Origin of the sequence: Sphingomonas sp. ERG5 (assembly GCF_000803065.1) — a bacterium.
Classification (GTDB): domain Bacteria; phylum Pseudomonadota; class Alphaproteobacteria; order Sphingomonadales; family Sphingomonadaceae; genus Sphingomonas.
This window is the reverse complement of sequence record NZ_JSXI01000059.1, coordinates 46,103-68,994: the sequence shown is the minus strand read 5'-3', so window position 1 is coordinate 68,994 and position 22,892 is coordinate 46,103. Positions and strand designations below refer to the sequence as shown.

The following is a 22,892-nucleotide window of genomic DNA, read 5'->3' as shown; positions in this document are numbered from 1 at the left end:
CGCCGCCATGTTGCGTCAGCGCCTCATTGCCTGGTTTCGCCTTCTGTTCGAATTTGGCCTGTCGAGCGGTTTTGCACAGGCGATCGGGATGGTGTCCGGGCTCGTTTATGTCCGTTACATGCCGATCTCAGACTATGCGCTCTATGGCCTTGCCGCGACGACGCTGACCTTCGTCACGATCTCCAGCGACCTCGGCCTGAACAGCTCGATCACGTATTTCTGGCGAAAGGCGAGACTGGGTGGAGTGGCATTCGGTGATTATCTTGCCGGCATCCGCCATCTGCGCCTGATCCTTTTCGTGTCTGTCGGCGTGATTGCCGCGGCGATCTTCCCGGCAGTCGGCCAGCGCTCGCACTATGGTCTGGACGCGCTGCTGATTGCGCTTACGCTCCTGCTGGGCAGCGCGCTTCTGCAGATGAGCGCGGGCATCAATTTGCAGGTAATGCGCCTGCTCGGCTGGTTTCGCCGCTCCTATATCTGCGACATCGCCGGCCAGTCGATGCGCGTCCTGGCCGCGGCGATCATGGTGCTGGGCATTTCACGATCCTATTGGATGGCCTTGCTCGGCGGACTGATGTGCTCGGCAGTGACATTAGGGGCGAGTAGCTGGATGCTGCGCGGCAAGATCGAGCGCAATCGCGTGCCCGTCCCAGATCTGTTCCGGGCGATCATGCGCTATGTCGGACCCGCGGCCCCCGCCGTCCTGGCTTTTGCGCTGCAGGACAGCGTGATCCTGTGGCTGGCGGCTCGCTTCGGCGGTCCGCAGGTCGTTGCCTCGGTCTTCGCGGTCAATCGTATCACGGCGATCGTCGGCATCGTGTCGACCTTCTCGAACGTTGTCATTGTCCCGCGCCTTGCCGGGATAACCGATATCCGTCGCTTCATTCTGGCTGGCTGGGTCGCAAAGGCGATCATGGCTATCGTCGGATTGGGCGTCATCGCGATCGGCGCCCTGCTTCCGGGGCCACTGCTCTGGTTGCTTGGCCCACGATATATGCACCTCGACCATGAACTGCTTGCAGCGCTCACGACTGCGGCGATCACATTGGTCATGACGCCGACCGTCATGCTCAATCGCGCAAAAGGCTGGGTTCGGCTCGATCCTGTGATCGCATTAGTCCAGATTGCCCTGCTGATCGTGATGGTGCCATTCTGGGATTTCACCACCCCGCTGTCCGTCCTGCTGCTCAGCATGATGCTGAGCGGTTCGCTGCTGCTGCAGGGATTGGCGATCAGCATCATCGGCGCGTTCCGCCCTAACCTGGTGGCGGCAAGATCATGACCGCAACGCTGATCCAGATCGTCCCGCGCCGGTCCATCTCTCCCGAAGGTGTCGGCGATTATGCGCGCCTTGTCGCTGATCGACTCCTGCGCGATCACGACATCCGGACGGTATTCATCTCGGGCTCCCCGCTGCCGCCACTCGAACGCGTGCACGACGAGTGGGAAACGCACGAGCTTGCCGAGCGGAGTTCGACCGTACTGCTCGATACCCTGAATCGCATCGCGGGCCGCGCTGCCGTTCCCATCCTGCTGCATCTCTCGGCTTATGGCTATCAGCGCAAAGGGGTTCCGCTATGGCTCGCAGCGGCGCTTGAGCGCTGGCGTCACCAGAATCCAGCACCTCCTTTCGTCACGATATTCCACGAATTGTTCGCGACCGGCCCGATCTGGGGCAGCGCGTTCTGGGTTGGCCCGCTTCAAGCGCGGATTGCGCAACGCATTCAGCGGCTCAGCACGGCCGGTATTGCGACGACCGCCCCCTATGCTGCTCTGCTCGACCGCTGGCGCGGCGGGCAGCACGGATCGGCCATCGCGCTACCGGTCTTCTCAACCATCGGAGATATTGAGAATCCGACCCCGGCGGCAGAGCGGCGTGCGTCGCTCGCGATCTTCGGCCGAGAGGGCATCTATGATGCGGTCTATCGCGAGCGCGTCGACCAGATCGCCGCCTTCGTCGCCGCGAACGGGATCGACGAGATCATCGACATCGGCCGCCGTACCGAGGCACCGCCGGCAATGATCGGCACCGCCCCCGTCCGCTGCGTGGGAGAAGCGTCGATCGCCGTGCTGCGCAAAGAACTTGGCGCCGCGCGTTTCGGGCTGCTCGATTATGATGCCGACCGTCTGGCGAAATCGACGATCTTTGCGGCCTATTGCGCTCATGGCGCCATCCCGATTTGCCTTAGCGACGCGGCCGGACAAAATGATGGGCTGCGGCCGGGCCAGAATTACCTCAAGCTCGACAAGAGCGACACCGGTGTTGTCGCGGATGATGCCGCGCTTGGGACATTGCAGCAGGCTGCGAAAAACTGGTATCAACCGCACTCGCTGAAAAGCAGCGCGAATGTTATCGGTCGGCTGTTGCGGCAATCATCAGCGACCACGGAGCGCATTTGAGATGCTTCTGAATTTCATCCCGCTCCTGCCCATCATCGTTGTGTTGTGCTTCGGCGCGATTCGTTTCTGGGGCGTCGCGATCATCAGCGTGCTCGTCTGGGCGATGGTCGAAGGCGCGGTCCGGAAATGGGTGTTTCCTGGATATCAGGCGCAAATCCTGCTCGTCAAAGATTTCATTCTGATCTTCGCTTATATCGGGTATTTTATATCAGCCCGAAAGAATACGGATCTTGGGCCGAAAAGCAGCACATTGCTGCTGCTGTTGATCATACAGGGTGCCTATTGCACAATCGAATTGATAAACCCAAATTCTCCATCAGCCTTACTCAGCGTTTTTGGGCTCAAGAATTATCTGATCTATTTACCACTAGCCTTTATCGTTCCTGATATAATTACCGATCGCGCTATTCTTCGCAAGTTCATGCTTATGACTTGTTATATTTCGATCCCAATCGCGTCGCTTGGTATATATCAATTTTCGCAGCCACCGACGAGCTGGATCAACCAGTATTTAAGCCATGAAGAAGGCGTGGAGGTGATTTCTGTTTTCGGAGAGAGCGGGGAAGGCGATTTCAAGATAGGTCGTGCCCGCACGTCCAGCACCTTCTCTTATCTTAGTGGGTTTACGACATTTCTGTTGCTGGCGGTGCCGCTGGCGGCATCATTGCTGGTGGCCTCGATACCGAAAAGGCGAGCGCTGTTGATCGTGACGGCGGCGCTGATATTGTCGATCGGCGGAGCGGCGACGACTGGTTCGCGATCTCCCATGGTCGTTTATGCTTTGTCCGGCCCACTGCTGCTGCTGGTCAGCGGCTCGAAGGGTTTGTTGCCCATCCAGGTCGCGCTCAGATTCGCGATCGGGTTGGCAATTATGGGCATTGCCACTGCGACAATATTCGGCACCGCTTTCTCAGCGTTGGAATATCGCGCAAATAATGCCGACAGTGCCTCAAAGCGCTTCTTGAGCCCGATCACCGAGACAGTCTCCGCTTTCGAAACATCCCCCATCATCGGCACTGGCATTGGCAGCAATTCGAATGCCGCGATGACACTTATCGGCGGCGATTACCTGTGGTGGCTGAATGGCAATGCCTATGAGTTGGAAAGTGCCCGCGTCATGCAGGAGATCGGCTTTGTCGGCTTTACATTGGTATATTTGGCAAAGATCTTTGTGATAATTCTTGTATTTGGCCATTTGCGAAAATGCAAATCACCACTGATGATAGCGGCGCATATGACGAGCCTGATCTTCGTTACCGTCCATCTCGTGCTATTCACGGTCAACAACCCTACTGGCGGACTGATGTACTGGACCATCATCGGAGTTTCGATCGCGGCGCACCGTATCGAGCGGGCCGAAAAGCGAAGCAGGGTAGAACAGGATTATTATCTGTCACGCGGCTATCCTCTCGGGGACGTGGCCCTGGCCTGACGCGTTCCGCCAGCGCGCTAATCCGGGTCACGATCATGGCTTCTCGATCCTCCCGCCGATGCCACTCGCCGCCCCTTGCCGATCCGACCGAACGCATGGCAAGGCGCGTGGCTAGCAGCCGGATCATCGACCAATGGAGTTACCTCGAATGTCTGGACGGAATCACGCCCGCGACATCCTGATCTCCATTGCCGGACGACAGCATGCCGACCAGCTCACCATGGCCATGGTGGAAGCAGGGTGGAATGCCACATTGCATCACGCAACACCGGTTCGCCCTGCCCTGGCGGGACCATTGGCCGGGCATCGCAAGCTTCGCTGGCTGACTGGCCTGATTTTCCGCACGGGCAACAAGTTGCTGCCGCCGCCCCTCGCCCATCGGCTTGCACACCATATGTATGCGCAATTCGACCGCATCGTCGCCCGCGCCTTGCCGAAGATCGCGCCGCGCGCCGTGATCGTTTATGAAACCGGAGGGCTCGAGACGCTGAAGGCGGCGAAACAGCTCGGCCTGCCGACGATCCTCGACGCCGCCAGCGTCCATCACAGCATGCAGGCCGTGGGCGGATTGAATGACATCGGCACGACATTTCGCAACAACGTCAACGCTCGCAAGGATGCTGAGATCGCACTTGCCGATCATATCCTGTGCTGTTCGACGCTCGCCGCGAACAGCTATATCGCGGCCGGCGTTCCATCGAACCGCGTCCATGCCGTGCCGCTGGGCTTTGAGCCGGGATTGTTCGGGTCCGGTCCGGATCAGGCACTCAACGAAGGGCCGCTGCGCCTGCTCTTTGTTGGTCGTTTTACCAGTATGAAGGGTGCCGACCTGCTCGCCACCGCGCTCGAAAATCTTGCCGAACGCGGCATCGCCTATGATTGCCGCATCGCCGCCGCGCGCGTCGATGGCGACCCCGATCTCGTCGCACGCCTCGGCGCTCACGCGACCCTGCTTGGCAAGGTACCGCATGACGAACTCGCCACTCTGTACCGTTGGGCAGACCTGCTTGTCATGCCATCGCGCTTCGACTCGTTCGGGCTGGTCGTGCTGGAAGCACTCGCCTGCGGTCTGCCGGTAGTAGCATCCGATCACGTCGGTGCCAGCGACTTCATCGTGCCGGGAAGGAATGGCGAGGTTATCCCGTACAGCGACGTCGAGATACTGATCGATACGCTCGCGAAATATGCCGCCGACCCCGCCAACGTCCGGGCGATGCGTCCCGCGGCCATTGCATCGGCACAGGGCGCCGAATGGGTGCATTACCGACAGCGAGTAGCCCAGGTCATTGCTGGGATTCTGGGCTGGACGGAACCATCGTGAAGATCCTTCATGTGGTTCCCAGCTATTTCCCGGCCGTCCGTTACGGCGGGCCGATCTATTCGGTCCACGGCCTTGCCGCCGGGCAAGTCGCGCTCGGCCATCAGGTCAGCGTCTTCACGACCAATGCCGACGGCCCTGGCGTTTCCGACGTGCCCGTTTCGACGTCAGTGGATATGGATGGCGTCGCCGTGACCTATTTCGAGATCGGATCGCCACGCCGACTGTACCGCGCACCGGCAATGGGCACAGCGCTCAAGGCGCAAGCCGCCGACTTCGACGTCATCCACCTTCATTCGGTTTTTCTCTGGCCAACTCTCACCGCCGCCCGCGCCGCAAAAAAGGCCGGCACGCCATTCATCCTGTCGCCACGCGGCATGCTCGTCGCCGACCTGATCCGGGCTAAATCGAGCCTCATCAAACGGGCCTGGCTCGCGTTGTTCGAACATCGGACGATTCGCGAAGCCGCCGCGATCCATTTTACCGCTGACCGTGAGGCGATTGATTTCGACCAGCTCGGCCTGAGGGCGAACCACAGGTTGATCATCCCGAACGGGGTCGAAGAACCGACCCCCGTAACGCCCGATACGGTATCGCCGGACATCGCGGAGGCGACGGCGCAGTCCGGTTATGCATTGTACCTCGGCCGTCTCAACTGGAAGAAGAATCTCGTCGCCCTGATCGATGCTATCGCTTTCTCCCCCGCCACCCGGCTGATCATTGCCGGCACGGACGACGAAAACCATTCGGCCGAATTGCTTGAGGCGATCGCCAAAGCGAATGTCGGCGACCGCGTCACCCTGATTGATCGCGGCGTCACAGGCCCCGACAAGGAATGGCTGTTCGCGTGGTGCGGTCAGTTCGTCCTGCCCTCTCACAACGAGAATTTCGGCAATACCGTGCTTGAGGCGATGATACGGGGAAAGCCAGTGGTCGTCTCGACCGGCGCCGGCGTCGCGGAGGTGGTGAAAGCGGCGGGATGCGGCCTGATCACCGAACCAAACCCACAAGCCCTGGGCATCGCGATCCGCGCATTTGCCGACGACCCCGCCGGAGCGCAAGCAATGGGCATATTGGGATGTGAGGCCGCCCGCGCCCATTTCGGCTGGCACGCGATCGCCGGGCGCATGCTCGCCGCATATCGAGACTTGTCAGGCTCGCACTGACGAAAAACCCGGTGCGGTTCGTGCGCAGCTCAAGCCTCAAAATGAGAATTGCTGGCGCGCCGCTATATATCTATGGGTCCGGAATCCAATGATTTCTGCGCCTTGGGGGGCCAATGAGCAAAGCATCGCACTATCGTCCAGAGATAGACGGACTACGTGCCTGGGCGGTATTGCCGGTGGTTTTGTTTCACGCGGGCGTTCCGGGTTTCTCGGGCGGCTTTGTCGGTGTCGACATCTTTTTCGTCATTTCGGGATTCCTGATTACTCAGATCATCTATTCCGAAATGGTCAGAGGTGATTTCTCGATTGTAAGATTCTACGAGCGACGCATCCGACGTATCATGCCGGCACTTAGCGCCGTGCTGCTCGCGGCCACACTGGTGGCAGTAATCCTGATGCCTCCCCGTGAATTGATGAACTACGGCAAGAGCCTCGCGGCGACCGTGTTCTTCGGCTCCAATTTGTGGTTCTGGCGAACTACTGGTGGTTATTTTTCACCGGACGCGACCGGTCATCCGTTACTTCATACCTGGTCCCTCGCCGTTGAGGAACAGTTCTACATCTTTTTCCCACTTTTGCTGATGCTATGCGTCCGCCTGGCGCCGAAGCGCGTGCGTCTGATTGCCATCTTGGTCGTCATAGCTTCCTTTGCTTACAGCCTCTGGCGGCTCAATGATTCGGCAATTTGGCACCTCGAACATGCGAGGGAGGTATTCTATCTCCCGATAGGGCGCGTCTGGGAGCTTGGGCTCGGCAGCCTGCTTGCGCTAGGCGTTGTACCGGCTGTGCGCGAGCAACTGCGTGTCCCGCTCGGCATGATCGCACTGGCACTGCTTACGCTTCCTGTGTTTTTATACAGCGGGGCAACTCCCTTCCCCGGGCTCGCCGCTCTCCCGCCATGCCTGGGAGCGGCTCTCGTCATTTACCTCGGGGAGCGCGGCCCGACACGAATCTTCACTTGGCGCCCGTTCGTTTTGGTGGGCCTCATATCCTATTCCCTGTATCTCTGGCACTGGCCCCTGATCGTACTGCTTCACGGCATACGCGGTGGCGCGCCATTGCCGATGACATGGTCAATTGGCGCGGTTTCTGCCTCGGTCATCCTCGCCTGGGCAAGCTGGCGCTTTATCGAAAGACCCTTCCGGCAGCCGGCTTCAATATCGCGGCAAACATTGTTCATCGGCTCCGGAGTCACCGTGGCGGCACTGCTTGTGCTCGCCTTGGGGTTATGGGGCCTGCAAGGTCTTCCGCAGCGATACACCCCAACGCAACTGGCAGTATTGGGGGCGCAAACCGACATCAACGAGCGCCGCGCGGAATGCGCGATGCGCGAGGCCGGACAGTTTTGCCGCATTGGAGCGGCAGGTGTTGAACCGAGCTTTTTGCTTTGGGGCGATTCCCATTCGGACTCCGCGCAGCCGGGTTTTCAGTTGGCGGCCGAACGCACGGGCTCGAATGGATATGTGTCGTCGCGCTGGGGCTGCCCCCCATTGGTCGGTATTGAGCAGTCGGCGCTGGGATGCACGAGCGCGAATCAAGCGACGCTGTCGTGGCTGAGAACCCACCCCGAAATCACTGTGGTATTCCTGGTGGGTCGTTGGCCGCTATACGAATCAGGCCGACTTAAAGACGGAGCAATTCAGCCGCGGCCGACATTCATTGCCAATGCCGTGAATTCCGAAGGGGACGGTCAATCTCCACTGTTCAGGATCGCCATGACACAGACCGTCAAGGCGCTCTCGGCAATGGGCAAGCGCGTTGTGATCCTTGGCGACGTCCCGGAAATTGGCTGGAGCGCCCCGTTGCAATTGTCTGCACTCCAACGCTTCGGCGCGCCGTTGCCACCAGTACCTACAACAGTTGACGTAGCCGCGCGCGATGCCCGCAGCAGCGCGGTAATCAAGCAGCTTGGAGTAGAATTCGTAGCTGTCTATCCACGCATCTGCCCAAGCGAATGCCTCGTCATGGATGAGAAAGGCATTCCGATTTACTCCGATGGCGATCACATTACCGCGACCGCGTCGCGCACGATCTATCCTCCATTAATTGAGCCGTTGCTCTCCAGTAATCGAAGTGCCGATCAAGTGAGACGATAAAGATAGCGTCACAGCGGTAAGGCCCCTGACAGCCGCAACCTATCGGGCGCTATTTTCGTCCGACCGAGTTTGCTCGGCAGCACGTTCAGCGTGCATCCGATCTTCAAGTACAAACAACGCCAGTGCGGTTTCCGCCAGCAACCGCTGCAATGCATAGAATAATCCGGCCCGGCCGTTAAAAATCATGCCCCGACCAAATAAGGTATAAAGGAACATCACGATCGGCATGAGCGGCGGCGACAATCGTAATCTGTGTTTCAGCCCGCCAGGAGAAGCCTTCAAATGGGGTAGTTCGCGTTCCATGTAACGCGCCTGCGATCCGATCCAGCCCTTCATCGGCTTCCAGTCATCATGGACAAGTTTGCCGGCGAGCCTGCCCATAGTACCGTACGTCGTGCGCCAGCCTTCGGTGTGCCCCTTGTCGAACACCTCGATCGCATCACCTCGAAACAGAACGATGTTCGATGGATAAAGCGAGGCTGACAGCCGGCGTCCGAAGATCGCATAGCCGAAATCGATCCGGTAGGATGTGATGGTCGCGAGCGGCGTCAGCACGGCGAGTTCGTCGCGAAGTTCGGGCGTGACGATATAATCGGCATCCATCCTCAACACCCAATCGCTCGTCACACCGGTATCGGTGACGGCGTAGCGCCATTGATTACCGTGCGTATCGAATGGTCGGTGGAAGACGCGGACCGCCGGATATTCGGCAAGGATGGCAAGCGTCGCATCACTGCTGCCGCTATCGACCACGACGATGTCGCGCGCCCAGTCGAGCGCGGCGAGCAGCCGGCGGAGGTTGGGTTCCTCGTTCATCGTCAGGATGACAGGCGTGATCGAATCGAGCACCGGTGGTCGGCTCCTTGGCATGCGGTGCGTCCGCCGCTACACGGCGGGCGCGCGCACTCCAAGCTTCATGGCGTGATATCGCGGGGGAAGTGATTGCTGATGGGGGAACACGTCGAGGCAACCAGCCGTCACACTCATCGCACGGGCCGTTTCGAACACCTCGATATGATCCGCGGCCTCGCGGCATTGCTGGTACTGGTTGGTCATGTCCGCGGTTTCGTATTCATCGACTATTCCGACCTGACCGGCACAAAGCTCGCCGCGGCGCCGCTCTATGTGATCGGCGGGCTCGGCCATCAGGCGGTGATCCTGTTCTTCGCGCTGAGCGGCTTCCTGGTCGGCGGACGAGCGATGCGCGAGATTCGCCAGGGCAGATGGAATCTACCCGATTATGCGGTGCATCGCTTCGCCCGGTTATGGACCGCCCTAATCCCGGCGCTGATCGCCACGGCGCTGCTCGACTGGATCGGCCGCGACTTGCTCCGCCTCAATGGTTATGGCGCGGAATATTGGGACATATTGTCGAGCGGCCCCTTTCCCGGCAGCGATCCGACACCGACACTCACGAGCTTTCTCGGCAATATCGCCTTCCTCCAGACCATCGCCGTGCCGGTGTTCGGCACCAATGGCCCGCTCTGGAGCCTGGCCAACGAGTTCTGGTATTATTTCCTCGTCCCCTTCGCCTGGATGGCGCTGGCCGGACGTAATATTTCGGTCGTCGCCCGCATGTTTTCGGCGCTGTTCGCGATCGTCGTGCTGATTCTCCTGCCGTTCCCGATCATCGCCCTGGGCAGCATCTGGGTCATCGGAGCGACCGCCTGGTCGTTGGGCGACGTCGTTCGCGCACTGTCACCCGGCCGCTTCCTTCTCCTTGTCGCAGCGATCGCTCTGGCTATCGCAATCGGCGGCGTCGCGTCGCTCGCCCGCCCCAGCCTTCCGACTGATATTCTACTCGGCCTGGCGTGTGCCGCGACGCTGCCCTGCCTCGCCCGTTTGAACAATCCCGGCGGATTCTATGGACGCCTGTCCTTCTGGCTCTCGGAAATATCCTTCACGCTCTACGTGGTGCATTTCCCATTGATCGCCTTGCTATGGTTCGCGCTTCTCGCGCCGGTGCAGTTCGGCATCGTGCCCCTGGCCTTTGCCGCCGCCGCCGGACTGATTGTCGCCGCGATCGGGTTTGCCGCCGCGATGTGGTGGCTGTTCGAGCGCAATACCGGCCGAATCCGTGCGCTGTTCCTACAGGTCCTCCACATCACAAAGAGATAAGCCGCCTTGCGTGATCTCTTCCGTACTGCAACATTTTCGGTATAAGCGCTGCCGAGCGAGGGGTCGCACCACATCGTCATGCCGCGTTCCAGCGTCGGCCGAGTCACGGAGACTTTTGCTTGATAATCCTGGGCCTCAACGCCTTTCACGGCGATTCCTCCGCATGCCTGTTACGCGACGGCGTCATGATTGCCGCCGCAGAAGAAGAACGGTTCCGCCGCGTCAAGCACTGGGCTGGATTCCCGTCTGAATCGATCCGCTATTGCCTCGCCGAAGCGGGACTGACGCTCGGTGATGTCGATGTCATCGCGGTCAATCAGGACAGCCGCGCCAATTTGCTGCGCAAAATCGCCTATGTCGCGACCAAGCGACCCGATCTCGGCTTCGTCATGGACCGGCTGAAGAATCGCAAGGCGCGCAAGGGCATCGCGGAATATCTCGAGGAAAGCTTTCCCGGCGAAAGCTTCAAGGGCATTCACGCGCCGATCGAACACCATCTCGCGCATCTGTCGTCCGCTTTCCACGTCTCGCCCTTCCAGGATGCGAGCGTCGTATCAGTCGACGGTTTCGGCGATTTCAGCAGCGCCGCCTGGGCGATCGGCCATGGCAGCGAAATCGATATCCAGGGCCGGGTCTTCTTCCCGCATTCGCTCGGCATCTTCTATCAGGCGCTGACCCAGTATCTCGGTTTTCCGCATTATGGTGACGAATATAAGGTGATGGGCCTCGCGCCCTATGGTCAGCCGACCCAGATCGACGCGATGCGCGAGATCGTGACACTCAAGGGTGATGGCAGCTTCGAGCTCAACCTGAAATATTTCAAACATCACAAGGAAGGCACGCAGTATCAGTGGACTGACGGCATTCCCGAGATTGGCGACCTGTTCTCACCTGAACTCGAAGAATTGCTCGGCCCACGTCGCGACCCCAAGGGTGAGCTGACCCAGGGCCACCGCGACTTGGCCAAGTCGATCCAGGCGATGTACGAGGAAGCGTTCTTCAACCTGCTCGACATGCTGCACGCAAAGCACAAAGTGCCGCATCTGACCGTCGCCGGCGGCTGCGGCAACAATTCGGTCGCCAATGGCAAGGTGCGACGGCGTACGCCCTATACTCATGTCTATGTGCAGTCGGCGGCGGGCGATGCCGGCGGTGCGATCGGCGCAGCATTCGCCTACTGGCATAAACAGGGCAAGCCGCGTGGCTTCGTCATGGACCACGCCTATTGGGGCCCACACGCCCCCACCAATGAGATCGAAGGCCTGATGGTCGCACGCGAGGCCGAGATAGAGGCGGCCGGCTGCACGATCGAAACAATCACTGACGAGGCCGAGCTGTGCCGCCGCACTGCCACCGCGATTTCCGAAGGCAAGGTGATCGGCTGGTATCAGGGCCGGATGGAATGGGGTCCCCGCGCATTGGGCAACCGGTCGATTCTCGGTGATCCACGCCGCGCCGACATGAAGGAAATCCTCAATCTCAAGATCAAGCGGCGCGAAAGTTTCCGCCCGTTCGCGCCGTCAGTGCTCGATCGCGGCGTCACCGGCTGGTTCGAGGAGGAGGACAGCGTCCCCTTCATGATGCAGGTGTTCCAGATTCGCGAAGAGAAGCGCGACCTGATCCCGGCGGTGACCCATGTCGACGGGTCCGGTCGTCTCCAGACCGTCAATGAAAGCACCAACCCGCGCTATTTCCACCTGATCGAAGCGTTCGAGGCAATCAGCGGCGTGCCGATGGTGCTCAACACTTCGTTCAATGAGAATGAGCCGGTGGTGTGCCGCCCGGAAGAAGCACTGGATTGCTTCCTGCGGACGAAGATGGACGTGCTGGTGCTCGGCGACACGCTGATCGAGCGCGGGGCCGTGAATTGATCGTCGTCCCATGAGCGCAAAGATCGCTTATCGACCCGATATCGACGGGTTGCGGACGATCGCGGTCGGCTCGGTCGTCGCGTATCATGCCTTTCCCGCGCTGCTGCCGGGCGGGTTTATCGGCGTCGATATCTTCTTCGTCATTTCGGGGTTCCTGATCACCGGCATCCTGGTCCGCGAACATGAGCGAACGGGCCGGGTCGATCTTGCCGAATTCTACGCCCGCCGCGTTCGCCGACTGCTTCCCGCATTGCTCGCGGTGGTCGCCACCACGCTGGCGCTTGGCCTGTGGTTGGTGCCCGCGACCGGCGAGCTTCAGTCGCTCGCGAAGTCGGCGCTCGCGGCACTGTTCTTCACCTCGAACATCTTCTTCGCGTTACAGCCATCGGGCTATTTCGCCGCTGCGGCGGAGACCTACCCCCTGCTGCACACTTGGACGCTCGCGGTCGAGGAGCAATTCTACATCGTCTGGCCGCTGCTGATTCCGCTGACCGGCTGGATCGCGGCGCGGATCGGCCTCAGCCGACATCGCGCGCTCTGGATCCTGTTCGGCGCAGTGTTCATCAGCTCGCTCGCGATCAGCATTGTCGGGACTCAGATGCGCCCGACCTGGGCATTCTATCTCACCCCGTTTCGCGGCTGGGAATTCGCCATCGGCGCAATGTTGTCGTTGGCGATCGACGGTGACCGACCCCGCTGGGCTCACCGCGGAGCCGTCCCCCTGGCCTTCGGGTTGGCAGTGACCGGCCTGATCCTGATCGGCACCGCGCTCTGGACACTGGATCACGACACGCCCTTTCCAAGCTGGATCGCACTCCTGCCGACCCTTGGCGCGGCGGCGTTACTGGCGGCGGGCGCCATTGCTCCGGCCAATCCGATCGCTCGCATCCTCGCGCTCGCACCGGTCACTTATGTCGGCAAACTCTCCTATGGCTGGTATCTCTGGCATTGGCCGTTGCTCGCCTTTGTGCGCGGCGATGCGCTGGGTGCGCCGAGTGCGGGCGCGCTGATCGCAGCGGTCATCGCGTCGTTCCTGCTTAGTGCGGCCAGCTATCACCTGATCGAGACACCTGTTCGTCACCAACGGCCTTCGTTGTTCCGGACGACCCGCAAGAGCCTGATCGCTGGCGTCGCGTTGTTGTCGATCGGTGCCGTAGCGGCCGGGATCACCATCACCGTCGCGAACCACCAGCTTGCCGGCTCGTCACGCCTTCAGGCGATCGCCGCAGCAGAAACCAGACAAGCCGACCCGGCCATATCGCCCGAATGCAGCAACTACCGGATCAACTTCAGTAAACTCACACCGGTCGAGTCCTGCCTGATCGGCGATCGTACAGCGAAGCGAATGATCATCCTGATCGGCGATTCACACGGCGCTCATCTGATTCCGATGCTGGACCACTGGGGTCAGGGCGCGCATGTCGCCATCCTCCCCCGCACGCGCGGCGGATGCCGCCCACTCGATGGGCAGGCGCTGGTCATTGGCATTGCCCCCAGCGCGTCTCATCTCGCCGAGTGCAGCCGCTTCCGTGACGCGGTTCTGGCCGAAGCCGGGCGATTGGCCGCATCCGGGCAGGTAATCGCGATCGTCGCGTCAGCGCGTTGGCCGAATGCCGGCGTTGCCGGCACCTTGCCCGGTCCGCTGGCCGAGGTTCGATCGGGCTTCGCCAACGGCCTGGCGCAGCTAACCCGGTTGACCCAGGAGAACAGAATCCGGCTAGTCCTGGTCAAGGATACGCCGAGCTTCCCTTATCATGTTCCGCGCTGCCTTGCGCGCCGGTCCGTTGACCGCTGCGCCGTCTCACTTGCCGCAGGCGATCCCGGCGACGCCGACCGGACACTCTCGGCGCTGGCGGCCGGTAACCCCGGCATCCGCCTGCTGGATCCCAGCGCCCTGATTTGTCCGGGAGGACGCTGCGCGCCAATACGAGACGGCGTGGTTTTGTTCACCGACGATCATCATCTGTCTTCGGTCGGAAGCGCCGCGCTTGCCGCACCGCTCCGTCCGGCACTCGACGCCGCAATACTTGGCCCATGACCGGAGGCCGGTCTCGCTTGTAATTCAAGGCATCATTCGTCAGGCACATGCCGTTGCGTCGCGATAGAAAATGGAGGGCAGATACCGATGCCGTCATACATGTTCGACACATCACCGATCGAGCCACCCGCGGACTGGCCGGAAAGCTGGCGCATCCAGCACGACCATGACGATGTGGAGATCCGGGGCAGCGGGTCCAACCCAGGTTTTGCGAAGACCGCGCGGTTGTGCCGGATTTTGTCCGACGCGATGATCGACGCAGTCGGAGATTTTGGGGCAACCCTGCCTCAGGTGCCGACCCGTAGATTATCGGTGGCATCGGCCGCCGTCCCGCACCGCCCGGCGTAGAGTCTCGACCGACCGTGCAACTTCTGACATGGACAATCTCCGGGGATGAGCTCGCGGCGCCGTGGCACCGCATGGTGCGGGGAAGCATGGCGAGACGCAGGCAGGGGGCAAGCGGGACTATCTTCCTGAGCTTGACGGTCTGCGCGCTCTGTCAGTCGCCTTCGTCCTGCTCGTTCATGCCAGCTATGATCGTCGCTGAATTGTCCTGGCGCTTCCTTGAGCAGCCGATGCTGCACGTGAAGAAGCGCTATTCCTGGCGGCGGATGCAGACCGCAACCCCTGCCTCGTCCGCGACCTGATTTCCATCGGAAGATTTTCATGATCGACCCCATCGCGCCCTCTCCTATAGCTCCACCACCCAAGGCAAGACTGAAGGCCTGGTTGCCGCTGCTGGTCGGTGCGCTACTCGCGCTGTCGTTTCTCGAATATGCGCGGACCCATATCCTCATCAGGCTGGCCTATGCTGGCTTCGGTGCCGAAACCTCCGGCTTTGCGCAGCGCCGTCAGATCACTCAGTGCAGTGATGCGATCGATAGCGACCGATGCGTTGCCACCTGGAGCAAAGCCGGCAAGCCGCCGGTGGTGCTGTGGTTCGGCAACTCGCAACTCTCCGGGATCAACCGATATCGGCCCGGCGACGTCAACGCACCCGAGTTGCTGCGCCGTGCACTCGCCGAGCGCGGCAAATATCTCGTCACCTATAGCCAACCCAATGCGAACCTGACTGAAGAGGCGATCGTCTGGAATGCCGTCGCGCCGATCTATCGCCCCAAGCTTCTCATCCTGCCGGTATGCTATGACGACATTCGCGAACTCGGCGTGCGCGAGACGGTGGGCGATTTCATCGAGCGTCCGGGCGTCACGGCCCGGTTGGAGTCCCAGCGCTATTGGCCGCTGATCGCCGGGCCGATGCAGGAAAGCTTGAAGGCGTCATCACCCCAAGTCGCCAAGGGGCATCAATCGCTGCAGACCCGGGTCGAACACGAGGCGACCGGCTTCCTGGCAGGGCATTGGCCATTGTGGCGGGCCAAGCCGTCGTTGCGCGGCACGCTCGGCTTTGCGGTCCATACGCTGCGCAACAAGGTGCTCGGCATCCACTCGACCAGCAAGCGTCCGGTCGATGCCAATGTCTATCGCGACCGCATGGAATTGCTCGACGGCATGGTCGCCGATGCGCGGGCACAAGGGGTCGATGTGCTGCTTTATGTGCCGCCCTATCGCCAGGACATCGATGGCCCCTATCCGATGGCGCAGTACCGAGCGTTCAAGACCGAGTTGGAGGCGCTCGCCAAGCGCCACGGCGCCGGGTTCGCCGACATCGACCCGATCGTTCCAGGCCCCGAATGGGCGACCGTCACCGACGAACTGTTCGGCTTCAAGGAGGCCGATTTCATGCACTTCACCGCTGCCGGCCACAAACACTTCGCCGCTGGAATCGACCAGGCCGCGCGCCGGATGGGATACTGATCGATGCTGTTCAATTCAGTCACCTTTCTCGGCCTGTTCCTACCGATCATCTGCATCCTGTACTGGCAGCTGAAGGGCAATGCGCGGCTGTGGCTGCTGCTGCTCGGCAGCACGACTTTTTACGGCTTCTGGCGGATCGAATTCGTGCCGCTGATGCTCGGCAGCGCGGTCATGGACTATTACCTCGCACTGCTGATCGACCGGCAGGAGGATCCGATCAAGCGCAAGCGACTGATGCAAATCAGCCTCGTTGTGAATCTCGGCATCCTCGGATTCTTCAAATATTTCATCTTCTTCCGTAACAGCGTGTTCTCGCTGGCCGAAGTGCTGGGCTTCCATCCTAGCTTCACCACGCTCAACATCATTCTGCCGCTCGGCATCAGCTTCTATATCTTCCAGACGCTGAGCTACACGATCGACGTGTATCGCCGCGACCTGCCGCCAGAGCGCAACATGCTGCGCTACCTGACCTTCGTGACCTTCTATCCGCATCTCGTCGCGGGCCCGATCATGCGTCCGGACATCCTGATCCCGCAGCTAAAGGATCCAGCGCCGTTCGATGGCCAGCAGGTCCGTCGCGGCATAGAGCGCATCATCGCCGGCCTGTTCCTCAAGGTCGTGCTGGCCGACACAATCGCCGGGTTCGTCGACCAGGGCTTTGGCGGCAACATCGCGCAGATGAGTGCGTTCGACGCCTGGACACTCGCCTTCCTGTTCGGCTTTCAGATCTATTTCGATTTCGCCGGCTATTCATCGATCGCCATCGGTTCGGCGATGATCATGAACATCTATGTGCCGGAGAATTTCAACTTCCCCTATGTCTCGACCTCGCCGCGTGAATTCTGGAAGCGCTGGCATATCTCGCTGTCCACCTGGATTCGCGACTATGTCTATATCCCGCTGATGGGCCGCTACCGCGAGCCCGGTCACGGCGCCTGGGATACGTTGGCGGAGAGCTCCGAGAGTGCGCCTGGCGCGGCCAAGGTGACCGAGGGCAAGCGCACCCGTGCGCTCTTTTCGACCTGGGCGATCATGGGCCTGTGGCATGGCGCCAACTGGACCTTTGTCCTTTGGGGTGTCTACCATGCCGCCATGGTCTGGGCGCAGCGTGTCATCTCGCCGCGCATCCGCATGCCCGGAGGCGTCATCGGTGCGCTGATCGGTGTCGCGATCACCCTGCCGTTGATGATGGCGGCGTGGATTCCGTTCCGCGCGGTCAGCCTGCATGACACCTTCACCTTGTGGGGCAAGATGCTCGACCCGCGCCAGTATCATGCCTTCGGGCTCGCCCCGAACAGCTACATGATGGCGGCGGCGCTGACTGTGTTGATGTTTATCGTCTGGTTCGTCCGCGACCGCATCGTGCCGCGCCTCGCCGCCAACGGCACGCCGCTGATCGTGGCCAAGACCGCCTATCTGACCGTCGCGATCGCCGTGGTGTTCGTGATGCTGGAAGTGAAGAGCGCCTTTATCTACTTCCAGTTCTGATCCGCCATTGCTGGCTGTTATCAGATAGCAGCCCGCATTGTCGGCCCGGCCAGATGTTCCCTGGTGGAAGAGCCGGTTCAGACCCATCTGATTTTGACCCGCCATGCAAAGGAGCGGGAGCGATCGCCCCGGCTCCTCGCCGCCATAACCAATATTGGTGTTAAATCTTGCGAGCTTTCACGGCCCGATGTTGAGCCATGCCGTTCCCCCCGCCCGCCGCCGGGCGGCAGGCAATTCGGGATTGGTCGCCCCGTTGGGGTTCGTCAGGCCGCGAGATGGCGTCTGGCGCGTTCCGGCGCTTCCTCCGGCTCGACGATCCGTCGCGGTCGCGCCATCACACCGCAGCACAAGCCGAAGATGACCCCAATCGCCGCGGTGCGCAGCGGGTAATCGACGAACTCATGCAGCATGATGATGCCGGTGATAACCGTCGCCGCTTCCGAAAAAGCATCGCGGGTCGATGCGCGCCAGATCACGATCGTAGTGCGCAGCCACCAGGCGGCAAAGCCAAGCATCAGGATGACCGCCGGTATGCCGCCGGTCATGATCAGTTCGAGGATGTCGTTATGCGCATGGTTGGCATAGACTCGGGTCACGGTCTGGGCGTCCTCGAACTGCGGGAAGACGGCACGGAAACCGCCGACTCCCGATCCGAAGGGCATGAATGCGCCGATCGCCTTTATGGCCCGCGACCAGAGCTGAGGGCGCCCCATTTCGGCTTCGGCGGCGAACTGGCCGCTAGACACATGCCCCCATATCAGAACGGCCGCGACCATACCGATCGCCAGGACGGAAACCCCGATTGCGCCGATCACGCCGATGCGAACCTTACTGTTGCCGCGCCGTAGCCGCGCAATCAGGAAAACCGATGCCACTGCGATCAGCGACAATCCCATTCCGGCAAGCGAATTCGCGATCCACACGCCGAACAGCGCGACAAGCACGATCGCGATCCAGACCAGCCAGCTGGCATTGGGTTTGGTCGACCCGCGTTGCGCAACGAACAACGCAGTCGCCGCCGGGATCGACAGCACACACAATGTCGCAAGATGATTGCTGTTGGCGAACAGGCCGGTCGCTTCTCCGCGGTTGGAAATATCGTACAGATAGAAGGACGACTGGATGCCGGTCATCCTTTGCGCGAGCCCAATGCTGACCGATACGATCAGCAGCAGGATCAGCATGATGAACAAGGAGACGAGCCCGACGCGCGGCGCGCGCATACCGATCAGCGCCGCAGCAATGACCGGCAGCATGCTTAATGCGGCACCGATCGTGCCTTCCGGTGTCATGCTGATCTGCCGCCAGCCATTTTCGACACCCACAAGCCTCATGCCATCGGAGACGATACTGCGCGCCGGCAAGGCCGACCACAAGGCGGGCGGCAGAGGAATCAGCTGGAAGATCGCTAAGCCAATTGCGCCACAAAGCAGCAGCAACAGCCCTTTTTGCGTTCCGCCCGGATAATTGTGCCGCGAAACGATCGCCAAGGCGATACCGAGCGCGGCCGCGAACTGGATCGCAGCATTGGCGTAGACGCCGCCACGAGATGACCCGCCAAGAACGATCGCGACGAACAGGAAAAGAGTCGCGGGAATGATGGGCGCGGTACGGTTCATGGCGTGACCGATGGCTGGGGCGACGAGATCGCCGATGTCGGGTTGGCAGCCGATTCCGGCGCGGAGGCCGATGCCGTAGCTCGCTCGAACTGTACCGCTGCAATGCGCGCGTTGAGACGCACCGGGAATTCCGATGCGGCTCCGGTCAGTGACAGCGAGACCGCCTGGCATGTTTCGGGCACGTCGAACGGCACCGACATTTGCGGCTTTCCCGTCACGCTGGTGTCGAGCGCCAGATTGCCGATCGGCTGATTGCCCGGCAGACAGGATATTTGCCAGGTCAGGACCGTGCCGCCACTCGACGGCCCCTCGCTATGCGCGTTGGTCACCGTGCTGCGCAGGCGATAGCCGCCGGGCTGCAGCACGACGACCTGAGTCGCCAACGTCACCGGCTTGCGTCCGGAATAGGACAGATCAAGCCCGTTATTCGTGTCCGCTCGATCGCCGTCCGCGGCGGTCAGTTGCCAGTTGAACGGCGGAGGTCCCGGCATACCCTTGAACTGCGCATCATAGGGCGTATCCACGCTCGCCAATGCGGACTCGGGCAGATAGGAAATCCAGGCAAGGTAAGCCCGTTCATAATCCGCCTTGGCGACCAGATCGGCAACGAATGCGGCACGTTCGCGATCGATCAAATAGACTTCACTTGTGCCTACATCCATGATTGCAAAGCGGATCGAAGGATCGTAGCCGCGGGCCTGCAACGTGCTGAGAAACGTCTCCCGCCAACCCGGATTGCGCTGTATTACTGCCGCGATCTGCGGAATGTTACGGCGATCTCTCGCCAGTCCGGCAAGGATCGGCACATAGCTTGGATATTGTTCGGGATCTACCGCGAGCAACCTGAGCGTACTGGTCGCCGCGTCCACCGTCTGGCCGTTCCGCATCTGCTGATCGAGCCGCCACAGCCAAGCGAGCCGGGTTCGCGGTTCCAGCGCGAGCGCATGCTCAACCAGCTTGGCCGCGCCCTCCTTGTCGCCTTTTGCCGTCGCATCGAGCGCGGCCAGTGCGAATGCCGTACCATCCAGCGGCTTGCTCGTCAGCCGCTGGTACAATCTCGCACGTTCGGCAGGATCGAGCTTGATCGCCAGTCCACCGTTAAGCTCGACCAGTCGTGTCCGCAGAACCTCCGGGTCATCGCCCAGAACGATGGTGACCGCATCAATCCTACGGTGCGCGGCGCGGTAAACATGGCTGAGCGACGCCCAGCCCGTGGCAACCACGAGTACACCCGCGAGCACCCAACGCGTGGTGCTCGAATATAATAAGCTCCGCTGGGCCATCGACGATCAGTCGGCGTTGACCGAGAGCTGACGCTGCGGATCGGACTTCTTGTCGCCCGGCTCGCGGCCATAACCATAGCCGTACCCATAGCCATAGCCGTACCCATAGCCATAACCGGAGGTACGGGCATTGAACTTGGTCAGCACGACGCCGATCAGATGCGATCCGGCTTCCTGCAGGCGCGCCACCGACCGCTTGAGCACCGGTCGGCGAATCCGGCCGGCCTGCACGATCAGGATCGTCGCTTCACACATCGATGACAGCAGCGGCGCATCGGCCAGGCCCAGGATCGGCGGCGAATCGATGATCACGATATCGACGATACCCTCGGCCTCGGTCAGCAATTCGCGCATCCGTCGTCCGGCGAGCAATTCGGCCGGATTGGGTGGGATCGGGCCCGACGGCACGACGTAAAGCTCATCGATGCTGGTGCGTGCGATATGGTTGCGGATGCTGTCATGGCTGGCGAGCAGCGACGACAGGCCGCATTTCTCTTCCAGCTTCACCTTGAACGTCGGTTTACGCATATCGGCGTCGATCAGCAGCACGGTACGGCCCGATCGCGCGAACTTCTGCGCGAGCGCGAGCGAACTGACCGACTTGCCCTCGCCAGGCGCACAGCTGGTGATCAGGATCGACTTGGCGACGCCACCGGAAGTGGCGAAGTCGATCGAATTGCGCGCCGACGAATAGGCTTCGGACTGTTCCGAAGTCGGGTCATTGAGCAATTCGGCAACCGCATCGCCCTTCGGGGCTGTCGGTACCACGCCGAGGAGAGACAGTTTGAGCTTGTCCTTGATGTCGTCAGGATTCTTGACCGTGTCGTCGATGAACTCGATCGCAAAGGCCAGACCAACGCCGAGCATCAGTCCCAGGAACAACGCGAAGGCGAGATTGCTGGGGATGGACGGCGCATAGGGCGCACCTGGCACCTTGGCGCGATCGATGATCGACACCAGACTGTTAGCAACGCCACCAGCCACGCCAACTTCCTTGTAGCGCTGCAACAGGCCGTCATAGAGCTGGCGGTTGGTGTCCACCTCGCGCTGCAGGATGGTGTACTGAATGCTGCGTCCGCGCAAATCCATGACTGACGTCTTCAGGCCATTGACCTTGCTGCGCAGGTCGTTTTCCCGGCCGACCGCGGTCAGATATTCCGCCCGCAGATCACCCGCAGCCGCGCCGGAGATACTGCCCGACGTCGCCGCGATCTGCCGCTGAAGCGACTGAATCCGCGACCGCAATTGCTGCATCTCGGGGAAATCGGGTTTGTAGATGTTCAGCTTGTCCTGATAGTCGGCATCGAGTGCCGCCTTCTGACCAATCAGCGACTGAACCGCGGCACTTTGCACCACTTGCGATTGCGGCGCGGTGCGCAACGCGTTGCGATACTTCTGCTCGACGGCGATCCGATCGCTCTGCGCGGCGGAAAGGGCCTCGTTCAGCGTGACCAGCGATGCGCTGTCCAGCGAGCTGCTGGTGGTATCGCCGCCATCGTCGCCCTTGTTCTGATTGACGACGATGATGCCGGCTTTCTGGGCATATTCAACCAGCTGACGTTCCGACGTCTCGAGCTGGCTCTTCACCTTCGCAATGCGGTTTTCCAGAAAGGTGCGCGCATAGGATGTCGCGCCATATTGCCGTTCGAGATTGGAGGCGATGAAACCATCGGCGATCGCGTTCGACACGTCTGCGGCAAGCTGCGGCGAAGGGCTGGTGAAGCTGATGTTGATCAGCCGGCTGGCGGGAACCGGCACCACAGCCAGGTTACGCTGAATCGTGCCGGCGCCAACGCGTGGGCGATCGGGTCGCCCGCTCTTGCCGTCGAGGCCAAGGTCCGCGATCACGCGTTCGGCGAGCGAGCGGCTCTTCAACAGGCCGATCTGCGTAGCCAGATATTGCGGGTCACGCACCGCCGTCTGGCGATTGCCGCGATCATTGTTGGATGTGATGTCCTCCTGCGCCAACGCGATCTCTATCTGCGCGGCGGACTTGTACATCGGCGTCGCCAGCAGCGAGATGGCCAGCCCAACCAGCAAGGCCAGCACCGTGCAGCCTGCAATCAGCCAGCGCCATTTGGTCAGGACGCGCCAGATCTCATGCGGATCGATTTCGGCGATCGCCCCTTCGGCCGGCGGTGCGGCACGGAACGGCACCAGCCCGGCCGAACGGGGGTCGACCAGCGCGGTCTGCCCGGGCCCGCGCAGTGCGCGATCTTCGGGTCGCGGTTGATACTCGTTCATGAAA

At 61.1% G+C, this 22,892-nt stretch carries 17 protein-coding genes; 13 read left to right on the top strand and 4 right to left on the bottom strand.

The annotated features are described in order from the left end of the window. The first annotated feature begins 7 nt into the window (after positions 1-7). The 6 genes from OO12_RS18635 to OO12_RS18610 all read left to right on the top strand — a co-directional run bounded on the left by OO12_RS18635 (position 8) and on the right by OO12_RS18610 (position 8,412). Positions 8-1,282, top strand: coding sequence for an oligosaccharide flippase family protein (locus OO12_RS18635; RefSeq protein WP_160296847.1), 1,275 nt, complete (start codon positions 8-10; stop codon positions 1,280-1,282). After that, entirely contained in the window at positions 1,279-2,400 is a 1,122-nt protein-coding gene (locus OO12_RS18630) for a hypothetical protein (RefSeq protein WP_034160225.1), read from the top strand. Before OO12_RS18635 ends, OO12_RS18630 begins: the two co-directional genes overlap by 4 nt. Position 2,401: 1 nt before the next feature. Beyond that, positions 2,402-3,832 carry an O-antigen ligase family protein gene (locus tag OO12_RS18625; protein ID WP_034160224.1) on the top strand — a complete coding sequence of 477 codons (1,431 nt, stop codon included), beginning with the start codon at positions 2,402-2,404 and terminating at the stop codon, positions 3,830-3,832. A gap of 148 nt (positions 3,833-3,980) precedes the next feature. Further along, the gene (locus OO12_RS18620) at positions 3,981-5,153 is read left to right on the top strand and encodes a glycosyltransferase family 4 protein (protein ID WP_160296846.1); all 1,173 of its coding nucleotides are present in this window, start codon (positions 3,981-3,983) and stop codon (positions 5,151-5,153) included. After that, the gene (locus OO12_RS18615) at positions 5,150-6,316 is read left to right on the top strand and encodes a glycosyltransferase (protein WP_034160223.1); all 1,167 of its coding nucleotides are present in this window, start codon (positions 5,150-5,152) and stop codon (positions 6,314-6,316) included. Before OO12_RS18620 ends, OO12_RS18615 begins: the two co-directional genes overlap by 4 nt. Positions 6,317-6,429: 113 nt before the next feature. After that, the gene (locus OO12_RS18610) at positions 6,430-8,412 is read left to right on the top strand and encodes an acyltransferase family protein (protein WP_034160222.1); all 1,983 of its coding nucleotides are present in this window, start codon (positions 6,430-6,432) and stop codon (positions 8,410-8,412) included. Between the two features lie 39 nt (positions 8,413-8,451). On the opposite strand, the gene OO12_RS18605 is transcribed toward OO12_RS18610, so the two are convergent. Continuing rightward, positions 8,452-9,282 carry a glycosyltransferase family 2 protein gene (locus tag OO12_RS18605; RefSeq protein WP_082006640.1) on the bottom strand — a complete coding sequence of 277 codons (831 nt, stop codon included), beginning with the start codon at positions 9,280-9,282 and terminating at the stop codon, positions 8,452-8,454. A gap of 78 nt (positions 9,283-9,360) precedes the next feature. Here OO12_RS18605 and OO12_RS18600 point away from each other — a divergent pair, with 78 nt between their 5' ends. The 7 genes from OO12_RS18600 (at position 9,361) to OO12_RS18570 (ending at position 17,742) form a co-directional block, all read left to right on the top strand. Then, a complete protein-coding gene (locus OO12_RS18600; protein ID WP_052216043.1) occupies positions 9,361-10,530 on the top strand; it encodes an acyltransferase family protein in 1,170 nt (389 codons plus the stop codon). A 119-nt stretch (positions 10,531-10,649) separates the two neighbouring features. Beyond that, positions 10,650-12,401 carry a carbamoyltransferase family protein gene (locus tag OO12_RS18595; RefSeq protein ID WP_034160221.1) on the top strand — a complete coding sequence of 584 codons (1,752 nt, stop codon included), beginning with the start codon at positions 10,650-10,652 and terminating at the stop codon, positions 12,399-12,401. A gap of 10 nt (positions 12,402-12,411) precedes the next feature. After that, the gene (locus tag OO12_RS18590; RefSeq protein ID WP_034160220.1) at positions 12,412-14,439 is read left to right on the top strand and encodes an acyltransferase family protein; all 2,028 of its coding nucleotides are present in this window, start codon (positions 12,412-12,414) and stop codon (positions 14,437-14,439) included. Between the two features lie 99 nt (positions 14,440-14,538). Beyond that, positions 14,539-14,787: a hypothetical protein gene (locus OO12_RS18585; protein WP_034160219.1), complete on the top strand. Its 249-nt coding sequence runs from the start codon at positions 14,539-14,541 to the stop codon at positions 14,785-14,787. Positions 14,788-14,963: 176 nt separating this feature from the next. Continuing rightward, positions 14,964-15,086 carry a hypothetical protein gene (locus OO12_RS29320; protein WP_268747929.1) on the top strand — a complete coding sequence of 41 codons (123 nt, stop codon included), beginning with the start codon at positions 14,964-14,966 and terminating at the stop codon, positions 15,084-15,086. A gap of 19 nt (positions 15,087-15,105) precedes the next feature. Further along, positions 15,106-16,254 (top strand): SGNH/GDSL hydrolase family protein, encoded by a 1,149-nt coding sequence (locus OO12_RS18575; RefSeq protein WP_152616515.1) that lies wholly within the window; start codon positions 15,106-15,108, stop codon positions 16,252-16,254. Positions 16,255-16,257: 3 nt separating this feature from the next. Continuing rightward, positions 16,258-17,742 (top strand): MBOAT family O-acyltransferase, encoded by a 1,485-nt coding sequence (locus tag OO12_RS18570; protein WP_034160216.1) that lies wholly within the window; start codon positions 16,258-16,260, stop codon positions 17,740-17,742. Between the two features lie 263 nt (positions 17,743-18,005). On the opposite strand, the gene OO12_RS18565 is transcribed toward OO12_RS18570, so the two are convergent. From OO12_RS18565 to OO12_RS18555, 3 genes are read right to left on the bottom strand one after another with little or no spacing between them, the layout of a single operon-like run. Continuing rightward, a complete protein-coding gene (locus OO12_RS18565) occupies positions 18,006-19,361 on the bottom strand; it encodes an O-antigen ligase family protein (RefSeq protein ID WP_034160215.1) in 1,356 nt (451 codons plus the stop codon). Continuing rightward, entirely contained in the window at positions 19,358-20,644 is a 1,287-nt protein-coding gene (locus OO12_RS28685) for a tetratricopeptide repeat protein (protein WP_034160214.1), read from the bottom strand. Before OO12_RS28685 ends, OO12_RS18565 begins: the two co-directional genes overlap by 4 nt. Before the next feature lie 6 nt (positions 20,645-20,650). Beyond that, positions 20,651-22,888 (bottom strand): GumC family protein, encoded by a 2,238-nt coding sequence (locus tag OO12_RS18555; RefSeq protein ID WP_052216042.1) that lies wholly within the window; start codon positions 22,886-22,888, stop codon positions 20,651-20,653. Positions 22,889-22,892 lie beyond the last annotated feature (4 nt).